The 17,823-nt window shown below is 65.6% G+C and carries 20 protein-coding genes; 16 read left to right on the top strand and 4 right to left on the bottom strand.

Annotated features, from left to right (window positions below; all coding sequences use genetic code 11):
* Positions 1 to 151: 151 nt before the first annotated feature.
* Positions 152 to 1,066, bottom strand: a complete 915-nt coding sequence (locus ACK543_RS07250) for a DHH family phosphoesterase (RefSeq protein ID WP_409942171.1) — start codon at positions 1,064 to 1,066, stop codon at positions 152 to 154.
* Between the two features lie 242 nt (positions 1,067 to 1,308).
* Between ACK543_RS07250 and ACK543_RS07245 the strand changes: the two genes are divergently transcribed.
* The gene (locus ACK543_RS07245; protein WP_409942170.1) at positions 1,309 to 2,103 is read left to right on the top strand and encodes a pseudouridine synthase; all 795 of its coding nucleotides are present in this window, start codon (positions 1,309 to 1,311) and stop codon (positions 2,101 to 2,103) included.
* Positions 2,104 to 2,349: 246 nt separating this feature from the next.
* Positions 2,350 to 3,243 (top strand): DMT family transporter, encoded by an 894-nt coding sequence (locus ACK543_RS07240; protein ID WP_409942169.1) that lies wholly within the window; start codon positions 2,350 to 2,352, stop codon positions 3,241 to 3,243.
* An 87-nt stretch (positions 3,244 to 3,330) separates the two neighbouring features.
* Here the strand turns inward: ACK543_RS07240 and ACK543_RS07235 are convergent, their stop codons facing one another.
* Positions 3,331 to 4,266 (bottom strand): succinylglutamate desuccinylase/aspartoacylase family protein, encoded by a 936-nt coding sequence (locus ACK543_RS07235; RefSeq protein WP_409942168.1) that lies wholly within the window; start codon positions 4,264 to 4,266, stop codon positions 3,331 to 3,333.
* Positions 4,267 to 4,367: 101 nt separating this feature from the next.
* Here ACK543_RS07235 and ACK543_RS07230 point away from each other — a divergent pair, with 101 nt between their 5' ends.
* A complete protein-coding gene (locus ACK543_RS07230) occupies positions 4,368 to 6,032 on the top strand; it encodes a hypothetical protein (RefSeq protein WP_409942167.1) in 1,665 nt (554 codons plus the stop codon).
* 64 nt (positions 6,033 to 6,096) lie between these two features.
* Entirely contained in the window at positions 6,097 to 6,240 is a 144-nt protein-coding gene (locus ACK543_RS07225; protein ID WP_409942166.1) for a hypothetical protein, read from the top strand.
* A gap of 124 nt (positions 6,241 to 6,364) precedes the next feature.
* Here ACK543_RS07225 and ylqF read toward each other — a convergent pair whose 3' ends face one another.
* Entirely contained in the window at positions 6,365 to 7,342 is a 978-nt protein-coding gene (gene ylqF, locus ACK543_RS07220) for a ribosome biogenesis GTPase YlqF (RefSeq protein ID WP_409942165.1), read from the bottom strand.
* Positions 7,343 to 7,475: 133 nt separating this feature from the next.
* On the opposite strand from ylqF, the gene ACK543_RS07215 reads away from it, so the two are divergent.
* Complete coding sequence (locus ACK543_RS07215; RefSeq protein WP_409942164.1) at positions 7,476 to 7,724, top strand: hypothetical protein; 249 nt, start codon at positions 7,476 to 7,478, stop codon at positions 7,722 to 7,724.
* 56 nt (positions 7,725 to 7,780) lie between these two features.
* On the top strand, positions 7,781 to 7,951 hold the full coding sequence (locus ACK543_RS07210) for an oxidoreductase-like domain-containing protein (protein WP_409942180.1): 171 nt from the start codon (positions 7,781 to 7,783) through the stop codon (positions 7,949 to 7,951).
* A 193-nt stretch (positions 7,952 to 8,144) separates the two neighbouring features.
* Here ACK543_RS07210 and gshA read toward each other — a convergent pair whose 3' ends face one another.
* A complete protein-coding gene (gshA, locus tag ACK543_RS07205) occupies positions 8,145 to 9,671 on the bottom strand; it encodes a glutamate--cysteine ligase (protein ID WP_409942163.1) in 1,527 nt (508 codons plus the stop codon).
* Between the two features lie 711 nt (positions 9,672 to 10,382).
* Here gshA and ACK543_RS07200 point away from each other — a divergent pair.
* The 10 genes from ACK543_RS07200 to tolA all read left to right on the top strand — a co-directional run bounded on the left by ACK543_RS07200 (position 10,383) and on the right by tolA (position 17,676).
* The gene (locus ACK543_RS07200) at positions 10,383 to 11,009 is read left to right on the top strand and encodes a DUF938 domain-containing protein (protein WP_409942162.1); all 627 of its coding nucleotides are present in this window, start codon (positions 10,383 to 10,385) and stop codon (positions 11,007 to 11,009) included.
* A 51-nt stretch (positions 11,010 to 11,060) separates the two neighbouring features.
* Positions 11,061 to 11,354 (top strand): 2Fe-2S iron-sulfur cluster-binding protein, encoded by a 294-nt coding sequence (locus ACK543_RS07195; RefSeq protein ID WP_409942161.1) that lies wholly within the window; start codon positions 11,061 to 11,063, stop codon positions 11,352 to 11,354.
* Positions 11,355 to 11,572: 218 nt separating this feature from the next.
* Positions 11,573 to 12,712 (top strand): bifunctional 3,4-dihydroxy-2-butanone-4-phosphate synthase/GTP cyclohydrolase II, encoded by a 1,140-nt coding sequence (ribBA, locus tag ACK543_RS07190; RefSeq protein ID WP_409942160.1) that lies wholly within the window; start codon positions 11,573 to 11,575, stop codon positions 12,710 to 12,712.
* A 78-nt stretch (positions 12,713 to 12,790) separates the two neighbouring features.
* Positions 12,791 to 13,255 (top strand): 6,7-dimethyl-8-ribityllumazine synthase, encoded by a 465-nt coding sequence (gene ribH / locus ACK543_RS07185; RefSeq protein ID WP_409942159.1) that lies wholly within the window; start codon positions 12,791 to 12,793, stop codon positions 13,253 to 13,255.
* Positions 13,252 to 13,824, top strand: coding sequence for a transcription antitermination factor NusB (nusB, locus tag ACK543_RS07180; protein WP_409942158.1), 573 nt, complete (start codon positions 13,252 to 13,254; stop codon positions 13,822 to 13,824). Before ribH ends, nusB begins: the two co-directional genes overlap by 4 nt.
* A 102-nt stretch (positions 13,825 to 13,926) precedes the next feature.
* Positions 13,927 to 15,111, top strand: a complete 1,185-nt coding sequence (locus ACK543_RS07175) for a pyridoxal phosphate-dependent aminotransferase (protein WP_409942157.1) — start codon at positions 13,927 to 13,929, stop codon at positions 15,109 to 15,111.
* 11 nt (positions 15,112 to 15,122) lie between these two features.
* Positions 15,123 to 15,542: a YbgC/FadM family acyl-CoA thioesterase gene (locus ACK543_RS07170; RefSeq protein ID WP_409942156.1), complete on the top strand. Its 420-nt coding sequence runs from the start codon at positions 15,123 to 15,125 to the stop codon at positions 15,540 to 15,542.
* Complete coding sequence (gene tolQ / locus ACK543_RS07165) at positions 15,539 to 16,246, top strand: protein TolQ (RefSeq protein WP_409942155.1); 708 nt, start codon at positions 15,539 to 15,541, stop codon at positions 16,244 to 16,246. The genes ACK543_RS07170 and tolQ overlap by 4 nt, the downstream gene beginning before the upstream one ends.
* Before the next feature lie 18 nt (positions 16,247 to 16,264).
* Positions 16,265 to 16,687 carry a biopolymer transporter ExbD gene (locus ACK543_RS07160; protein ID WP_409942154.1) on the top strand — a complete coding sequence of 141 codons (423 nt, stop codon included), beginning with the start codon at positions 16,265 to 16,267 and terminating at the stop codon, positions 16,685 to 16,687.
* Between the two features lie 29 nt (positions 16,688 to 16,716).
* A complete protein-coding gene (tolA, locus tag ACK543_RS07155) occupies positions 16,717 to 17,676 on the top strand; it encodes a cell envelope integrity protein TolA (RefSeq protein WP_409942153.1) in 960 nt (319 codons plus the stop codon).
* The last annotated feature ends 147 nt before the right edge of the window (positions 17,677 to 17,823 follow it).

Here is a 17,823-nt window from a genome sequence, read left to right as displayed (position 1 = left end):
AAAGCGAAAATCGGCCCCAGCGAGGACAGTTTTTGCCGAATTTGCAGCCCCATAGCCGAGCCATGGGGCAAAAAGGCGGTTAAAAATGGACCGCTGCGGTCGATTTGCAGCCGACGATTTCCAAGTCCGACAGGCTCCTAGGGGGCCAGCGTCAGGCGTTGAAGGTGCCGCCGAGCAGTTCGGGCAGTCGCTGTGCCTTCATCTTGAAGCCACAGGCCTGGGCGTGCCCGCCGCCGCCCATGCTCTCCGCCAGGGCAATGCAGTCAAAGTTGCGCTGGGCCCGCAGGCCCACCTTGACGCCATGGGCGCCTGCGCTCCACATCAATCCGAAGGTGCCGCTTTGGGCCGAGAGGATGTCGCCCACCAGGCTGTGGAACATGCCCGGGGCATTGACCATCAGCCCCGGCACGCCATTGAATACCAGCGGCTGCGCGCCTTCGGCAATGTCGGCCGCAAGCTTGCGGAATTTCTCGTCCATGGCTGCGCCGCGCGCCATGAACTGCTCCAACTGCGCGGGCGTGAAGCTGGCAATGTCGCGCCAGCGCTCAAACGACTGGGGCTCCATGTCCAGCGCTGACAAGAAGCCCGCGCTCTGCGCAAACTCCCACTTCCAGATATCGCGGTCTTCCACGTACTGCAAGAGCGGCGGCACCGGCATGAGTGGCTGGAAGAACTCCCAGGCCAGGCGAGCGCCCGACTTGTTCATATCAAAGTGCACCACTCCGCAGCGGCAGGCAAAACCAGTGAGCTTTTCGGCTGCGCTCTTGTGGTGATCCAGCATCACGAGCTTGGCCGCGCGCTCGTCGAGCGCCACCATCACGTCGGCAGAAAACGAAAAATCCAGGATATAAACGGCCCGGCCGCGCACATCGGGAAGGTCGTCGATGGTGACGATGTCGCCATGGTCGAGACCCAGGTACTCGGCGCTATCGCCATAGAACATCCAGGCCGCCAGGGCAGCGCCAAAACCATCGGCGCATCCGCGGCCGTGGTACAGGATGAGGGGCGCGGGGTCGTGTTTGTCAGGCGCGCACAGCAGCTGCAATGGGAGGATGGTCTGTTTCATGGTCCCGCGATTGTCGCGCGTCAGGCGGTGGTGGCTTGGCGGGCGCCCCGCGCCAACACAGTGCCCTGGGCGATGCCAGGGCGCCCCGCCGGTCGAAGGCACAAAGTGGCGCGGTCTGGGCCTCGCTTCATGGGCAGCAACCCCAAGCGCTTGTCATGCTGGCATGCAGGGGTTTGACGGCGCATGCGCGGGCCGTGCCGTGTGCTGCACAATCTGCGCCGCCCCCACCCATGCACCCTGCCATGCACCACCCTTTGCACATCCTCTGGCGCGACGAGCACCTGGTGGCCGTCTACAAGCCCGCGGGCTGGCTGGTGCACCGCACAGGTCTTGATGCGGGCGAAACCCGCTTCGTGATGCAAACCCTGCGCGACCAACTGGGCCAGCATGTGTACCCCGTGCACCGACTCGACAAGGGAACCTGCGGCGTCCTGGTGATGGCGCTGCACAGCGATGCGGCGCGTGCGCTGTCGCAGGCATTTGAGCACCAGGCCATGCACAAGCGCTACCTGGCCCTGGTGCGCGGCTGGGCACCCAAGGCGATCGAGGTGGACTATGCCCTCAAGCCCGACGACGCCCCCGAGCATGCGCCCGTGCAGGAGGCCCGCTCGAGTTTTCGAAGGTTGGCACAGCTCACGCTGCCCGAGGCCAGCGACGGCCGGTTTGACACCACGCGAGTGTCACTGGTCGAGGCGATCCCCACCACCGGGCGGCGCCACCAGATCCGCCGCCATCTCAAGCACATTGCCCACCCCATCATCGGCGACGCCACGCATGGCAAGGGGCCGCTCAACCGCTGGTGGGCGGCGCGACTGGGCCAACAGAGGCTTTGGCTGCATGCATGGCAGCTTACGTTGTCGCACCCGATCACGGGTGCTGTGATGCGATTGGACAGTGGGCTGCCGTGGCCGCCTGGTAAGGGCCAAGGTGGAGGTGCGATGCCATCTGCTCCCACGGCCGACTGGCAACATCTGCTGGCCCTTTTTCCGTGGGAGGTTCTGCCAGGCGGCTCGGCCGCGGCAGACCCACCCGGATAAACGGCACGCGACGGCAGCTAGGCCGGAAGGCGGGCTTTTCAGGCATGCCAGCGATGGATGCGTCGGCCGGGCGCATCGACCCAGAGGCCACACGCTTGGGCAGCCCGTGCAGGGCGGCAGGGCAGCGCGGTTCGCGGCGTCGGTGTGCGGCGGCATGCGCATAACCATGCGCCAACGCCTGTCACGCGGTGCAGACTCGCATCCCCTACACTTTGCGGCCGTTCCGTAGCCCGTCGCTTTCTACCCATGCACCCCACGACTTCCACGACCGCGCAGGCCAATCTGCGCGGCATTGTTGCCATGGTGGCGGCGGTTGGCTTTTTTTCTGTGATGGACGCGCTCCTCAAGACGCTGACGGAAAGCTATCCAGCCATGCAGGTCGCTGCGCTGCGCGGCTGGGCTGCACTGCCGCTGGTGGCGCTTTATGTGCTGTGGCGGGGCGAGGTGCGCGGGCTGCTCAAGGTGCGCTGGCCACTGCATTTGCTGCGGGGTGCGCTCAACGTGAGCATGCTGGCGCTGTTTGCCTACGCGCTCAAGGACCTCGGCCTGGCCGAGGCGTACACGCTGTTTTTCATTGCGCCGCTGCTCATCACGGTGCTTTCCACAGTGATCCTGGGCGAGCGGGTTCGGGCATCGCACTGGGTGGCCATTGCGATGGGCATGGTGGGTGTCTTGGTGGCGCTGCGGCCCAGTCAGGACGCCTTCTTGACACTGGGGGCGCTGGCGGTTCTGGGATCGGCTCTGGGATATGCCGTATCGGCCGTCACGGGCCGGCTGCTCAGTCGCACTGATTCCAGCGCCAGCCTGGTGTTCTGGACCACCGTGCTGCTGGCGCTCGGGGCGGGTACCCTGGCACTGCCCGATTGGGTGTCCGTGCATCAGGCCCACTGGCCGCTTGTGACGGGACTGGCGGTGACTGGCTTTCTGGGGCAACTGAGCATCACTGAGGCCTTCCGCCACGGGCAGGCTTCCGTGGTGGCGCCGTTTGAGTACACGGCCCTGGCCTGGGGCATGGGGCTGGACTGGGTGCTGTGGCACACAGTACCCGGCATCGCAACGCTGCTGGGCGGCGCCATCATCATCGGCAGCGGCCTGTATTTGGTGCGGCAGGAGCGCACGCCGCCCGTACTACCGCCCTGAGTCCGCCCGGCTCGTCCCCGGGCCCATGCGGCTGTACCCACGGGCCTCACGCCAGCTCGCACGGCCACCCCCCGGCACTTTGGCAGCCTACATCGGCCGCGTCAGGTACACGGCCTCGCGCCCCACGATGGGCTCGCGCGTGGGCATGAGCACAGTGCAGTCATCGCAGAGGGCGCGGATCTCCTGCGCTCCGTCGGTGGCAATCAGATCGCCCTTGGCAAACACCTCAAAGCCGATCAGCGGCCGAATGAAGCGGAAGTCCGGCGTGCGCACCATGCAGGTTTCCAGCAGCTCATACCGGCGCGGCGCGGCCGTGGGGCGGGCCGTGGTGCGCGGGGCCATCAAACCGAAATGCGCCAGAAAATCGAGCGCCACGGCCGTCGCTGTGTCAGCGGCCGACTGCAGGAAGTGCTGGCCACATTCCACCACCACAGCCACGCCGTCACCGTGGGGCTGACCGTGGCGACCATGCTGGATCAGCGGCGTGCCCGAGCCCAGCCCGCCGGGCATGACCAGGTGCACCGACGGCGTGCCAATGCCCAAGGCCGCATGGGCATTGCGCGCATAGGCGGGGTACACCCAAAAGGGTTGTACGTTCTGGCTGGTGGAGTGGATGTCAAGGATATGGTCGGCCGCCGCCACCACCGGCCGAAGCTGACGCGCGCGCAGCAGTTCCGGGCTCTCCGCTGTGCCATCGAGCTCGTCGCCGGACCAGATGCGGTTGAGGTTGTGCACCAACTGGCGGCTTTCAAACGGCCGGGCGGGGTCAAACGACTCATACGCGGCCACGTTGGCAAAGCTGATGGTGAGCGTGCCGATCAGCGGGCGCACGCCGGTGTCCAGCAGGTGGGTGGCGGCCACCATGCCGCAGATCTCGTTGCCGTGCGTCAGTGCGTTGATGAGCACATGCGGGCCGGGTTGGCCGGACTCGAAACGGTGCACGTAGTCGATGCCCACATTGCCCTGGCGGTAGGCCGACAGGTCGCGGGGCAGGACTTCGAAAACGGGCGGGTTCAGGCTCATGGACAGGCATTGAAAGAACGGCGTTGCATTGTCCACCCAAAGCCGCCTCGGCGCTGTCGCAGGGTGTACCATGGCCCGCCGCCGCACTGCCTTTGCCGCCCATGCCATCCGCCCGAATTTGCCCCCTGGCCGAAGTGGCCCATCGCCTACCGGCGGGCAGCCCTCTGGTCAATCAAGCCGATGGTCTGGCGCTGCACATCACGGACGATGTGTACCTGACGCACCTTGATCTCAATCATCCGCTGACCGACCTGGGCGCATGGGTGGATGGTGCGCTGCCCGATGGGGCTGCTCTGGGGGATGCGCAGCTTCATGGCGGCCATCACGCGCCCGCGAGGGGCTTGGACATCGGCCTCGTGCTAATCGAGGCAAGCCTTTATCTGAACGGCTCGCTCACCGCCAATAACGAGCCGCAGCCGGACGATGGCAACAGCGGCCCTGCCCTGCCCGCGCACATCGTCGTCACAGGCAGTCTGCATGCACGCAATGCCGTGCTGGCCGGTACCCGTTTGGACATTGATGGAGCCCTGCACATTGCCGACCTGCTGTGGTGCCAAGGCGATCAGGGCATGCTGGCGGTGCGGGGCGCTGTGCATGCCCGCGTGGCCGTGTTCACCGGCGGTCATGGGTTGCACTTTGCGGCGACGCAAGACATCAGTTTTCTCATCGACGAGGTGCGTGGCGGCCCGCATCTGGCCGAGTTTTCTTGCGAAGCAGTGGGCGCGGTGTTCCCCACCGCGCTCCTGAATGGGCTGAGCGACGGCGAACACGGCGTGGCTGACCTGCTGGACCGCAAGGCCGTGCTGGCCGCTGTGCGCAGTGCAGGCGGCGCAGCCCGCAGCAGCGAAGCGATCCGCGCCGCCCTGCCCATGGCCGACGAAGGGTTGGCAGATTCCGACATCAGCATCCACAACATCCGCGCCGCGCTGCGCTCACCCGTCATTCCGCACAAGCAGTTCACGGCGATGGGCTGGTTCGGGCAGACGGATTTCCTGCTGTGCCGCCAGCATGAGGATGCCAACGGCGACGCGTGCGACGACCACATCCACATCACGGTGTGGAAGACCTGGGACTTCCATCTTTCGGTGCAAAAGGCGCCCGTGCGCACGGGGTTGCGGGCGCGACTGGCGGCCGGAGTCCGGCTGCGGCGCGTGCCTAAAGCGCCACGCCTGACGCTGGCGTTCCGCGCATATTCGGCGGGCCAGCCCGGGCCCTGGCAACCGCTGGACGCCAGCCACCACCCCGATGCCTGGCAGGCCTGCACCCATGCCTGGCGCGGCGTGCTGGACTATGTGCGTCGTGGCGTGGGGCAGCACCGCGCGCGCTACCCTCTGTTGCGACAGTTGCAGGCAGAGATCACGGCGGCAGCCATGGAGGACTTCACCAGCCTGCCGGTGTTTGCCGAGCGCTGCAGCAACTGGTGGGATGACGCGCACAACGGCTGGTGGGAGGGCAATGTGTGGCTGGGCGCGCGCCAGCCCTGCATGCATGACGGCGAGCCCTGGGGCCGGGCTCTCAAGTTCAGCTGGAAAAACGGCGAAGACGCACCCGGTGACCCGGCCGACCATAGCCACAGCGCCTACCAGATGGATGTGGACGAGGCCCGCGAGGGCCCGCCCGTGGTCGCGTTCACGTACGCGCAGCGCCAGGGCGAGCAGCGCGAACCCTTCCCGCCCTGTGCTGCCGACCACATCGCACGGCTGCTGCGGTTCTACCGCGGGTTACAGGCCCGTCTGCACGCCGCGCCAGAGGCGGCACCGGACTGAGCTTCGCCAGTTTGTGCCGTACGATGAGGCACGTTTTCAATCCAGAACCTTTTCAGGAGTCAACATGGCCAAAGGCGAACAGCGCAGCAACAAGATGGCAAAAAAGCCCAAGAAGGACACGTCCATCCCCAAAGAAGGTAGCGTCTCTGACCGGCCGATGCCGCCCGTGACCACGATCATCCCGCGCGGCAAGGACAAGAACAAGTAGGCGGTTGCCACGCATGCCAGCAAACGCCGGAACGCTACGCAAAAGATAGCATCCAGCTCATATCTGCCGGGCGTAACCTGCTGTTTTAGGCATCCAACCGAGCGGTCAGCAGGCGCGGGCGGGATCAATCGGGTGGAGGTGCGTCGCCCGCGTCCGGATCGCGCCTTCCGGACCCCTTGGCTTTGGACTTGGCCCGCGCGTCCTTTTTGGCCTGGCGCTTGACGTCCTCGGCCAGCCCTGCAGCACGCCAGGCTTCAAATTCGGCGGGTGTCTCCAGCGTGATGCGGCCCAGGATGGCGGTGCGGAAATCCGTCATCACGATTTCGGCCGCCTTTTGCAGGTTGACCCGGCCGCCGCCCAGCATCGCGCCGCGCTTGCGGCCAATCGCTTGCAGCAATTCGTCGTCCTGCATCGTGGCCATGGCCCCCGCAGGCAGACCCAGCTTGTAGCGGGCCTCCAGCAGCGGCGCGTAGTGCTGCTGCAAACGGCGCAGCAGCTCCAGCGCCACCAGCTCTTCGTCGTAAGCGTTGCGGCCCACGGCACCGCTGGCAGCCAGGTTGTAGCCGCTTTCGGGCACGATGATGCGCGGCCACAACATGCCGGGCGTATCCCACAGATAGAAGTCGTCGGCCAGGGTGATGCGCTGCTCCAGCTTGGTGATGCCCGCCTCGTCCCCCGTCTTGGCCTGGCGCTTGTTGCTCAGGGTGTTGATCAGCGTGGACTTGCCCACGTTGGGCACGCCACAGATCAACACGCGCATGGGCTTGGCCATGCCGCCACGGCTGGGCGACAGCAGGTGGCAGGCGTCGATCAGCTTGCGCGTGGGCGCCGGGTCGCAGGCATCCAGCGGCACGGCGCGCGTGTCGCTCTGGGCGTTGTACCAGTCCACCCACAACGCGGTGCGCGCAGGGTCGGCCACGTCCTGCTTGTTGAGCACCTTGAGCGTGGGCTTGTGGCCGGTGATCTCGGCCAGCAGCGGGTTGGCGCTGGAGCCGGGCAGGCGCGCGTCCAGCACCTCGATCACCACATCAATGTCCTTGATGCGTTCGGTGATGGCTTTGCGGGTCAGGTGCATATGACCGGGAAACCATTGGATGGCCATGCAGGGGGTCTTTCTCGGGTGGTCTGGGGCGGTGCCTGCGGCCCGTGACCAAAAAGGGCCGGGCGGGCGTGGCTGGGGTGGCAAGGATAATCGGGGTCGTCCCGATCCAGCCTGCACCTGATTTTCCGACACCATGCCCGCTCCACGCACCAACGCCTCCGCAGCCGCCACCCGGGCCGACAAGGAGCTGCTCTTGAAGGGCGTGACCTGCACCCTGATTGGCCTTGTGATTCTGCTGGCGCCCTACGTTGCGCGCTCGGGCAGCGTGCGCGAGATGATGGCCCAGGCGACGGTGGTGGGCTGGTTTGCGCTGGTGCTGGGCCTGGCGTTTGGCGTGCAGTACGGGGTGCGCCGCGCCCGGGCGGCCCGCAAGGCACCGTGAGCGCCACGCTTTCGCCCCTGCCGCTGCCGCCCGTGGATGCCGCCACGGCACGGGCCATGTTCGCGGCCCTGCAACAGCGAGCCGCCGCAGCAGGCACCCCGCTGCGTGACCCGCCGCCCGAGCCCACGACCTGCTGCGGACGCGGCTGCAACGGCTGCGTGTGGGAGGGGTTTCTGGCAGCGGCTGAACACTGGCGGCAGGAGGCGCTGCTGGCGCTGCAGGGCTGAATTTCAAGCAAAAATACCCCATTTGCGCCTGATGGTATTGGGTTTACAGCTATCAAACTCATAGCAATCCCACCCCACGCGCAACATGCGCCGCAACACGGGACGACGCACAGGCCAGCGCAGGGGCGACTCTGGCCTTGGTGGGCCGGCTACGACTTTGCCCTCGGGGGAGGCGGCAACGACGCTCGGGCGGTCAACCCAATTCTTTGACCGACATGTACCGCTCGCGCCACGCCTCAAAGGGCAGCGTGTCGGCGGCTTCAATGGCCTTTTGCGCCACGATGGACTCAACGGCCATGGCCAGATGGCGCGCCCGCTGCTCGGGCGTCCACGGCAGGGCCAGCAGCGCATCGCGCGCCTTCTCGGACTGCTGGCGGGCAAAGTGTTCGAAGCTGTGGTCGTGGTGGCGCACGATCTCGTAAAGCACGCGGGCCGATGGCGTGCGCTCGGGTGTGGCCATCAGGGCGCGCGCATCGCGCACGGCGGCGGTGTAGTCAGCCGTGCTGTGCGTGGCGTCCAGAGCGGCGGCCAGGGGCTCGCAGGCGGCCAATACCTCATCGCCCCAGGTGGAAAGCGCAATGCTCTGGCCGTTGCGCTTGAGCTGCAGCCCTGGCTCGCGGCCGCGCTCGGCCGTGAGGTGCTGGTTGTGCTTGAGCTCGGCGATTTCCTCGGGCGTGTCGGGCGGGCTGTCGCACAGCAGGCAGTGCAGCAAAAACACATCCAGCAGCCGCATGGTGGGCGCGGTGATGCCCACAGGCACGAACGGGTCCAGGTCCATGAGGCGGACCTCAACGTATTCCACTCCCCGCTCGCGCAGCGCATGCAGCGGGCGCTCGCCGGTGCGTACCGTGCGCTTGGGGCGGATGGTGCCGTAAAACTCGTTTTCGATCTGCAAGAGGCTGGTGCCCAGCTGGTTGTAGTCGCCGCCCGGGTTGCGTATGCCCACCGTCTCGTAGGCGGGATATGGCTTGGTCAGTGCTTCGTGCAGCGAGTTGGCGTAGCCCGTCAGGCCGTTGTAGCTCACGGCCAGCGTGGCCTGCGCGTCGCTCTGGTAGCCCAGGCGACCCATGCGCAGCGAGGTGGCGTGCGGCAGGTACAGCGCACAGCCACCCGGCATGGCCTCAAGCCGGTGCTCGCGCCCTTCCACAAAGCAGGGGCACAGCGCGGGCGATGCGCCAAACAGGTACAGCAGCACAAACGCATGGCGGCGGAAGTTACGGATGAGCGCAAAGTACTGCTCGCTGTCCACGCCGGGCATCGACCAGTTGTAGTGGATGCCGGAGATGGTCTGCATGCGGCGGCCATAGCGGTGGCCCAGGCCCATGCGGTAGACGCTCTTGGCGCGTCCGACGTTGGAGCTGCCATAGCGGGCCAGCGGAATGGTCTCGTCGGTCGGCAGGCCGCAGGGCATGCTGGATGCCCACAGCAGTTCACCGCCGTGATCCCTGAGCGTGTGATGCACGAACTGGTGCACCTCGGTCAACTCATCAAGGCACTGCTGCACGCCCCGGTGCGCGCCGGTGATCAGTTCCAGTTGCGATTCGCTGTAGTCGGTGGTGATCAGCGGGTGCGTGAGCGCCGAGCCCAGTGCCAGCGGGTGCGGCGTGAGGGCCAGGCCGCCAGTGGGCAACACACGCAGTCCTTCCTTCTCGATGCCGCGGCGAATGCCCCCCAGCGCGTCCGCGGAATATGCGGACAGTCTCTCTTGCAGTGTGCTCATGGTTTGAATCTGGCCCGTCTCTTGTGTCGGCCCGGAACTTAGCACGCCGCGGACAAGCGCGTATGACGCCAGCTTATCGAGCATGGTGTAGCACTGCACTGCACTGCATGCGCGCGGGGTCCGATGCCAGCGCGCAGGGACTCACCCCGTTCACGCCCTGGGCTGCGTTGCCTTGCGGGTCCTGCGTGAGGCCGCAGGACCGGCACACGGATCACCGCCCACAAGCCCGATCATGCGTACCGACCGGGTTGGCTGTGCACGCTCAGGGTTGCACTGCACGCGAATTAAGCAATGCAATATCAACCCCCCACGCGTTATCCCGATCTGCGAGGGACAAAACTGTGGATAACCCGGGACCACGGCGGTATGACCACCGTAAGCCATTGATTTGAAAAGAATTTCCTTGCATCGCCCAAAAAACAGGCATCTGCGATGTGCACCCGCTCCACGCTTTCGGAAGCCTCACCGGTCTCGCCCAACCGTGGTTATGCCGGTCCGGCGGGGACAATGATGTGGATAACTCTGAACAAGCGCTGTATGGCCGCGCCAAGTGCTTGATCTGTAATGAAAATGCCTGCGCCGCCCAAAAAAGCAGCACACGGGCCGCTGGCACGCAGCCACAACTGCGCGCCACGCCATCTCGAAGATTGCTATTTTAACGATAGCATCGAACCCCTATAATGCGTGCGCTCCCCGCCTAATTCACTACAAATGCACAGTGCAGACCTGCCCCACAGCCCGGCCGCCGAGCGCAACCAGGGCCCGATCGCTGCCCTCTTGCGCGCACTGCTGCCCGACCACGGCACTGCGCTGGAGATTGCCAGCGGCACCGGCCAGCACGCCGCCCACTTTGCAGCGGCCCTGCCGGGCTGGACCTGGCAGCCGACCGACGTGGAAGGCGGCCTGTTCCAGGCCATCGCTGCAAGGGCTGCCAATGCGGGCGCCACCAATGTGCTGCCGCCCCTGGCGCTGGACGTGCTGAGCCCACGCTGGCCGCTGCAGGGCGAAGTATTCACCGCCCACGCGTTCGACCTGATCTACTGCGCCAACATGCTGCATATTGCGCCATGGGCGTGCTGCGCCGGACTCATGCAGGGCGCAGCGCGCCATCTGGCCCCTCAAGGGCGGCTGGTCACCTATGGACCCTATCTGGAAGACGGCGTACCCACCACGCCTGGCAACATCGACTTTGATGCCAGCCTGCGCACCCAGAACAGCGCATGGGGCATACGCCGCCTTCAGGACATTGCCGCCGTGGCCGCGCCCTGCGGCCTGGCCCTGCAAGCCCGCCACGCCATGCCTGCCAACAACCTTCTGCTGGTGTGGGCGCGGTCCTGACGACACCTGTCACCCTCCACCATCGACCTGCCTCCACACCGAGTTTTCCCCATGAGCCAACCCAACGCCCCCTTCTTCATCGCCACGGTGGAGCCCGACGGCCTGCAATGCGATGCCTGGCCCGAGCAACCGCTGCTGCAGTCGCTGGAAGGCGGCGGCATCGACTGGCCCAGTTCGTGCCGCAACGGCACCTGCCGAACCTGCCTGGGGCAATTGCTGAAGGGCGCGGTGCGCTACGACATCGAGTGGCCCGGGCTCACGGCCGAAGAAAAGGCCGAAGGCTGCGTGCTGCCCTGCGTGGCGTACCCGACGTCCGACGTGGTGCTGCAGGCGCAGTCCATCTGAAGAGCACGGGCCGGCGGCAGAGATTCTTGTTCCAACGCTCTGCGCAGGTGGGGCGGTGAACTAAAATTGCCGCTTTTGCGGGCCTGCTGCACTCGGGGTAGCGGGCCCCTCAGACGAGCGGCAGCGCCGCACGCATGTTCTTTGGGTGAGACACGGGCCGCGCCAGCGCAGTCCGGCCACGGGACCTGCGTTGCAGTGGCCCAACGAAAGCCCCATGCATGAACACTCCCCTCACCCCAGTGCCCATCTCGCCGGTGCAAGACATCGTGGCCGAAATGCGCGCCGGGCGCATCGTCATCCTGGTGGATGAAGAAGACCGCGAAAACGAAGGCGACCTGGTGCTGGCCTCCGACCATGTCACGCCCGAGGCCATCAATTTCATGGCCCGTTTTGGCCGCGGCCTGATCTGCCTGACGCTCACGCGCGAGCGCTGCGAATTCCTCAAGCTGCCCCCCATGGCAGCCCGCAACGGCACGGTGTACAGCACAGCCTTCACGGTATCGATCGAAGCCGCTGAAGGCGTGACCACCGGCATATCGGCCGCAGACCGCGCCCGCACCGTGCGGGTGGCGGTGGACCACCACAGCCAGCCCACCGACCTGGTGCAACCTGGCCACATCTTCCCGCTGCAAGCCGTGGACGGTGGCGTGCTCATGCGCGCAGGGCACACCGAAGCGGGCTGCGACCTCGCCGCCATGGCAGGCTGCAGCCCGTCGTCGGTCATCTGCGAGATCATGAAAGACGACGGCACCATGGCCCGCCTGCCCGACCTGCAGCTCTTTGCCGCCGAGCATGGCCTGAAGATCGGCACCATTGCCGACCTCATCGAATACCGGAGCCGCCACGAATCGCTGGTGGAGAAGATCGGCGAACGCAAGCTCAAGACCGCCTATGGCGAGTTCACAGCGCATGCGTTCAGCGACAAACCCAGCCAGGCCGTACACCTGGCGCTCGTCAAAGGGCAGTGGAATCCGGATGACGTGGTGCCCGTGCGTGTGCACGAGCCGCTGTCGGTGCTCGATGCGCTGGAGGTCGACCGCTCCATGCACTCCTGGGGGCTCGATGCCAGCCTGAAGTACCTGTCCAGTCAAGGTAAAGGCGTGGCCGTGCTGCTCAACTGCGGTGAAAGCGCCGAGCAGATGGTGGCCCAGTTCAAAGGCACCGCACGGTCGGCCCAGGCGCCTGAGCGCGGCCGCATGGATCTGCGCACCTACGGCGTCGGCGCGCAGATCCTGCGTGAATGCGGCGTGCACAAAATGGCGCTGATGGGCCAGCCCCGGCGCATGCCCAGCATGGCGGGCTACGGCCTGGAAATCACGGGCTTCATCCCCAAGGAAGCCCAGGCCTCGGGCGGCTGAGCCACCCCGCACTGCCCCACACCACCCCGCTGGCAGAGGCACGCAATAGTCAACCGGTTTTCAAAGAAAGACTCACACATGTTTGGTGCAGACAAAGGCAACGCAGACCGCCTGGACGGCAAGAAACTGCACATCGGCATCGTGCAGGCGCGTTTCAACGAAGGTATCACTAACAGCCTGGCGGCGGCCTGCCGCGCCGAGCTGCTGGCCTTGGGCGTGCAAGAAAAAAACATCAAGCACGTGCTGGTGCCCGGTGCCCTGGAGGTGCCCATCGCCCTGCAGGCGATGGCCGAAAGCAACGACTACGACGCGCTGATTGCCCTGGGCTGCATCATCCGCGGCGAGACCTACCACTTCGAGCTGGTGGCCAACGAATCTGGCGCAGGGGTAACCCGCCTGTCGCTGGACTACCAAATCCCGATTGCCAACGCCATCATCACCACCGAGAACCTCGAGCAGGCCATCGCCCGCCAGACCGAGAAAGGCACCGACGCCGCCCGCGTGGCCGTGGAGATGGCCAACCTGCTGGACGAACTGTCATGAGCGAACACACCCCCATCGACAACGCAGCTGCATCGGCAGGCACCCGGCCCTCCAAGCCTTCGCGCACCGGCCCCAAGTCCCCCGGCGCGCGCAAGACGGCGTCCAAATCGAGCCGCAGCCGCGCGCGCGAATTCGCTCTGCAGGCGCTGTACCAGCACATCGTGGGCGGCAACGAGGCTGCGGCCATCGACGCCTTCACGCGCGACCTGTCAGGCTTTCACAAGGCCGACTCCGCCCACTACGACGCGCTGCTGCACGGCAGCATCGCCGCCGCATCCGATATGGACGCGCTGATCACCCCGCTGCTGGACCGCAAGATGGCCGAGATCTCGCCCATCGAGCACGCCACCATGTGGATCGGCGTCTATGAGTTCCAGAACTGCCCGGACGTGCCGTGGCGCGTGGTGCTCAACGAATGCATCGAGCTGGCCAAAGAATTTGGCGGCACCGACGGCCACAAGTACGTCAATGCCGTGCTCAACAGCCTGGCCCCGCGCCTGCGTGCGGCCGAGGTGGCGGCCGACAAGGCATCGGCAGGCGTGGCAGGCGCGGCTGCATCCGGCACCTGACCCATGCACGGCACGCGCCGCCGCAACGCCTGCGACCGCCCGGCAGCGCGCCTGCCGCAACCCTGAACAACGCCCGCCAAAGCGCGGGCAGGATGTCTGTCCATGAAGTTTTCCACCCGCGCCGAGCGCATCGAACCGTTTTATGTGATGGAGGTTGCCAAGGCCGCGCAGACCCTGGCAAGCGAGGTGGCGGGCAGCGCCAACCCGATGATCTTCCTGAACATTGGCGAGCCGGACTTCACCGCGCCGCCACGGGTGCAGGAAGCCGCTGCCAAAGCCGTGCGCGATGGCACCACGCAGTACACCAATGCGCTGGGCCTGCAAGCCCTGCGCGAACGCATCAGCGGCTGGTACCAGAGCCGTTTCGGCGTGACCGTGCCCGCGCACCGTATCGTGGTCACGGCGGGCGCATCGGCTGCGCTGCAATTGGCCTGCCTGGCACTCATCGAGGCAGGCGACGAGATCCTGATGCCCGACCCGAGCTACCCATGCAACCGGCATTTTGTGAGCGCTGCCGAGGGCCGCGCCGTGCTGCTGCCCACCACCGCCCAGGAGCGCTATCAGCTCAGCGCCGACAAGGTACGCGCCGCCTGGGGCAGCAAGACGCGTGGCGTGCTGTTGGCCTCGCCCTCCAACCCCACGGGCACCTCCATCGCGCCCGACGAACTGCGCCGCATCCATGACGTGGTGCGCGAGCACCATGGCATCACCATCATCGACGAGATCTACCTGGGCCTTTCGTACGACGATGCCTTCGGCCACACTGCGCTGGCCATCGACGACCAGATCATCAGCATCAACAGCTTCAGCAAGTACTTCAACATGACCGGCTGGCGCCTGGGCTGGATGGTCGTGCCCGATGCCATGGTGCCGGTGGTGGAGCGCCTGGCGCAAAATCTCTTCATCTGCGCCAGCACGGTATCGCAGCATGCCGCCCTGGCCTGCTTCGAGCCCGAGAGCATTGCCGAATACGAACGTCGCCGCGCCGAGTTCAAGGCCCGGCGCGACTTCTTCATCCCTGCCCTGAGGGGCATGGGCCTGCATGTGCCCGTGATGCCCGACGGCGCCTTCTATGCCTGGGCCGATTGCACCGATGCCGCTGCGCGGCTGGGGGTGCAGGGCAGTTGGGATACCGCCTTTGAGCTGATGCGCCGCGCCCACGTGGCCGTGACGCCAGGGCGCGACTTTGGCACTGCAGACACTGCCCGCTTTATCCGCTTTTCGACTGCCAACTCCATGGCGCAGTTGCAGGACGCTGTAGCGCGGCTGCAGCGGGTGCTGGGCTAGGACACGCGGCCATGGCGTTTGAATTTCCGATCCGCGTGTATTGGGAAGACACCGATGCCGGGGGCATCGTTTTTTATGCCAACTACCTCAAGTTCTTTGAGCGGGCACGCACCGAATGGCTGCGCTCGCTGGGCATCGGCCAACAACGATTGCGGGAACAAACCGGCGGGATGTTTGTCGTAACCGAGGCGCATCTGCGCTACCACCGCAGCGCCCGCCTGGACGATGAACTCATTGTGACCGCAGCCCTGCAAAGTGCAGGCCGGGCATCATTGACAATCGTGCAGCAGGCGCTCCTGAAACCAGAGCATATGTCCAATGATCAACCCGCGCTGCTGGCCGAAGGCACCATCCGCATCGGATGGGTGGATGCAGCCAGCTCGCGTCCGTCCAGAATCCCAGCGATCCTCGTGGAACAACTCACCCAATGAACTCGCAAAACATGTCCATCATCTCCCTGGTGCTGCAAGCCAGCTGGGTGGTGCAACTCGTCATGCTGCTGCTGGTGACCGTCTCGGTCGCCAGTTGGGCCGCCATCTTTCGCAAGCTGTTTGCCTTAAAGCGCGTCAAGGCATTGAATGAAGAGTTCGAGCGTGAATTCTGGTCGGGCACCAGTTTGAACGACCTGTACGCCAGCGCCGCCCAAAATGCCAAACAGGCTGGCCCCATGGAGCGCATTTTTGCCAGCGGCATGCGTGAATACCAAAAGCTGCGCGAGCGTCGCATTACCGACCCTGGCACGCTGCTGGACGGCGCTCGCCGCGCCATGCGCGCCAGCTTCCAACGCGAAATGGACGTGGTGGAATCGAGCCTGTCATTCCTGGCCTCGGTCGGCTCGGTATCGCCCTATGTAGGCCTGTTTGGCACGGTGTGGGGCATCATGCACGCCTTCACCGGCTTTGCCGGTATGGAGCAGGTCACACTGGCCACCGTAGCCCCTGGCATTGCTGAGGCGTTGGTGGCCACCGCCATCGGTCTCTTTGCTGCCATCCCTGCCGTGATCGCTTACAACAACTTTGCCCGCGACATTGATCGCGTTGCCACGCACCAGGAGACCTTCATCGAAGAGTTCTCCAACATCCTGCAGCGCAATCTGGGAACCCAGCCTGGTGGCCCTACGGCCTCAGGCCACTGAACGAAGGCCCGCAGCACCATGCCCACCCTGGCATCCCGCGGCCGCAGCCGACGCACCATCAATGAAATCAACATGGTGCCGTTCATCGACGTCATGCTGGTGCTACTCATCATCTTCATGGTGACCGCGCCCATGCTCTCGCCCGGCATGATTGACGTACCCAGCGTGGGCAAGGGCAAAAACATGCCCAAGGTGGTAGCCCAGGTCATTGTGAACAAAGACGGCTCGCTGCAGTTCAAGACCCCCGAAGCCACGCGCAGCCTGAACCAGCGCGAAATCGGCGACGCGGCCATGCGCTGGCAAAAAGGCCAGGGCCCCGGCAGCGCCGTGGTGATCAGCGCTGACAAGGGCGTGCAGTATGAAACCGTGGTCAAGGCCATGGACGCGCTGCAAAAGGCGGGCGTTCAGCGCGTGGGCCTGTCCGTCAAGCAGGGCGGTTGACCCCTCCACCGCCCAGCGCTCGCCAGTCCATGCAAGCCCACGACGACCGCGACCAGTTCACGCCGCCGCAACCGCCAGCGCGACTGCGCGCCATTGCGCTGGCCATGCTGGTCCACGCCGTGCTGATCGGCGCACTGACCTGGGGTGTGAACTGGCAAACCAACACGGACCAACCCGCCGTAGAAGCCGAGCTGTGGGCCGCCGTGCCACAAATGGCCGCGCCGCGAGAATCCGCGCCCCCCCCGCTACCGGAGCCCCCGCCGCCTCTACCGCAGGCCGTACCCACGCCACCACCTCCTGCGCCGCCGCGCGCCACCGAGCCGCCCGACACGCGTGAGGCCGACATCGCCATCGAGCGCGAAAAGAAACGCCTGGAGCAGGAAAAAAAGGCCCACGAACAGCAGGCCGAGCGGGACAAGCGCGAACGTGAGCGCAAGGAAGAAGAACGTCGCGAACGCCTGGAGCAGCAAAAGAAAGAGCGCCTGCAAAAGGAAAAAGAGCGCGAAAAACAGCTGGCCGAGCAAAAAAAGGCCGAGCTGGAAAAGCAAAAGAGGCTGGCCGAAGACAAACGCAAGGCCGACGAAGCTGCCAAACGCAAAGCGGAGGCCGAAGAAAAACAACTTGCCAAGCAGCGCGAGGAGAACCTGCGCCGCATCCAGGGCCTGGCGGGCGCAACGGGCGGCGAAACGGCTACGGGCACCGCACAGCGCAGCGCAGGCCCATCAGGCAGCTACGGCGGCAAGGTGGCGGCCAAGGTGCGCCCCAACATCGTGTACCCCGACGTCATCTCGGGCAACCCGCGCGCCGAGGTGGAAGTGCGCCTGTCGCCCGATGGCACCATCGTCGGCAAACGCCTGGTGCAATCGAGCGGTAACAAGGCGTGGGACGACGCAGTGCTGCGCGCATTGGAGAAAACAGAGACCCTGCCGCGCGATGTGGACGGTCGAGTGCCACCCTCGCTGACGATCGGGTTCCGGCCGCAGGATTGATTTCGTGTCCGGGCCATTCTTTCCCCATCTGAGCCGTTGAACGGGAGTTATTTGAGACCTGTCACGAGCGGCTACAGGTGCAACGCAGCCTCGCCCGTGTTTTGGCCGTGCAGCACCCATCTGTAACAGCCACTCGTGCGACTTCAA

This window comes from Acidovorax sp. (assembly GCF_046341535.1).
Lineage (GTDB): Bacteria > Pseudomonadota > Gammaproteobacteria > Burkholderiales > Burkholderiaceae_C > Acidovorax.
Note: the sequence above shows the minus strand (reverse complement) of the source record. Positions and strands in the feature narration are given on the sequence as shown.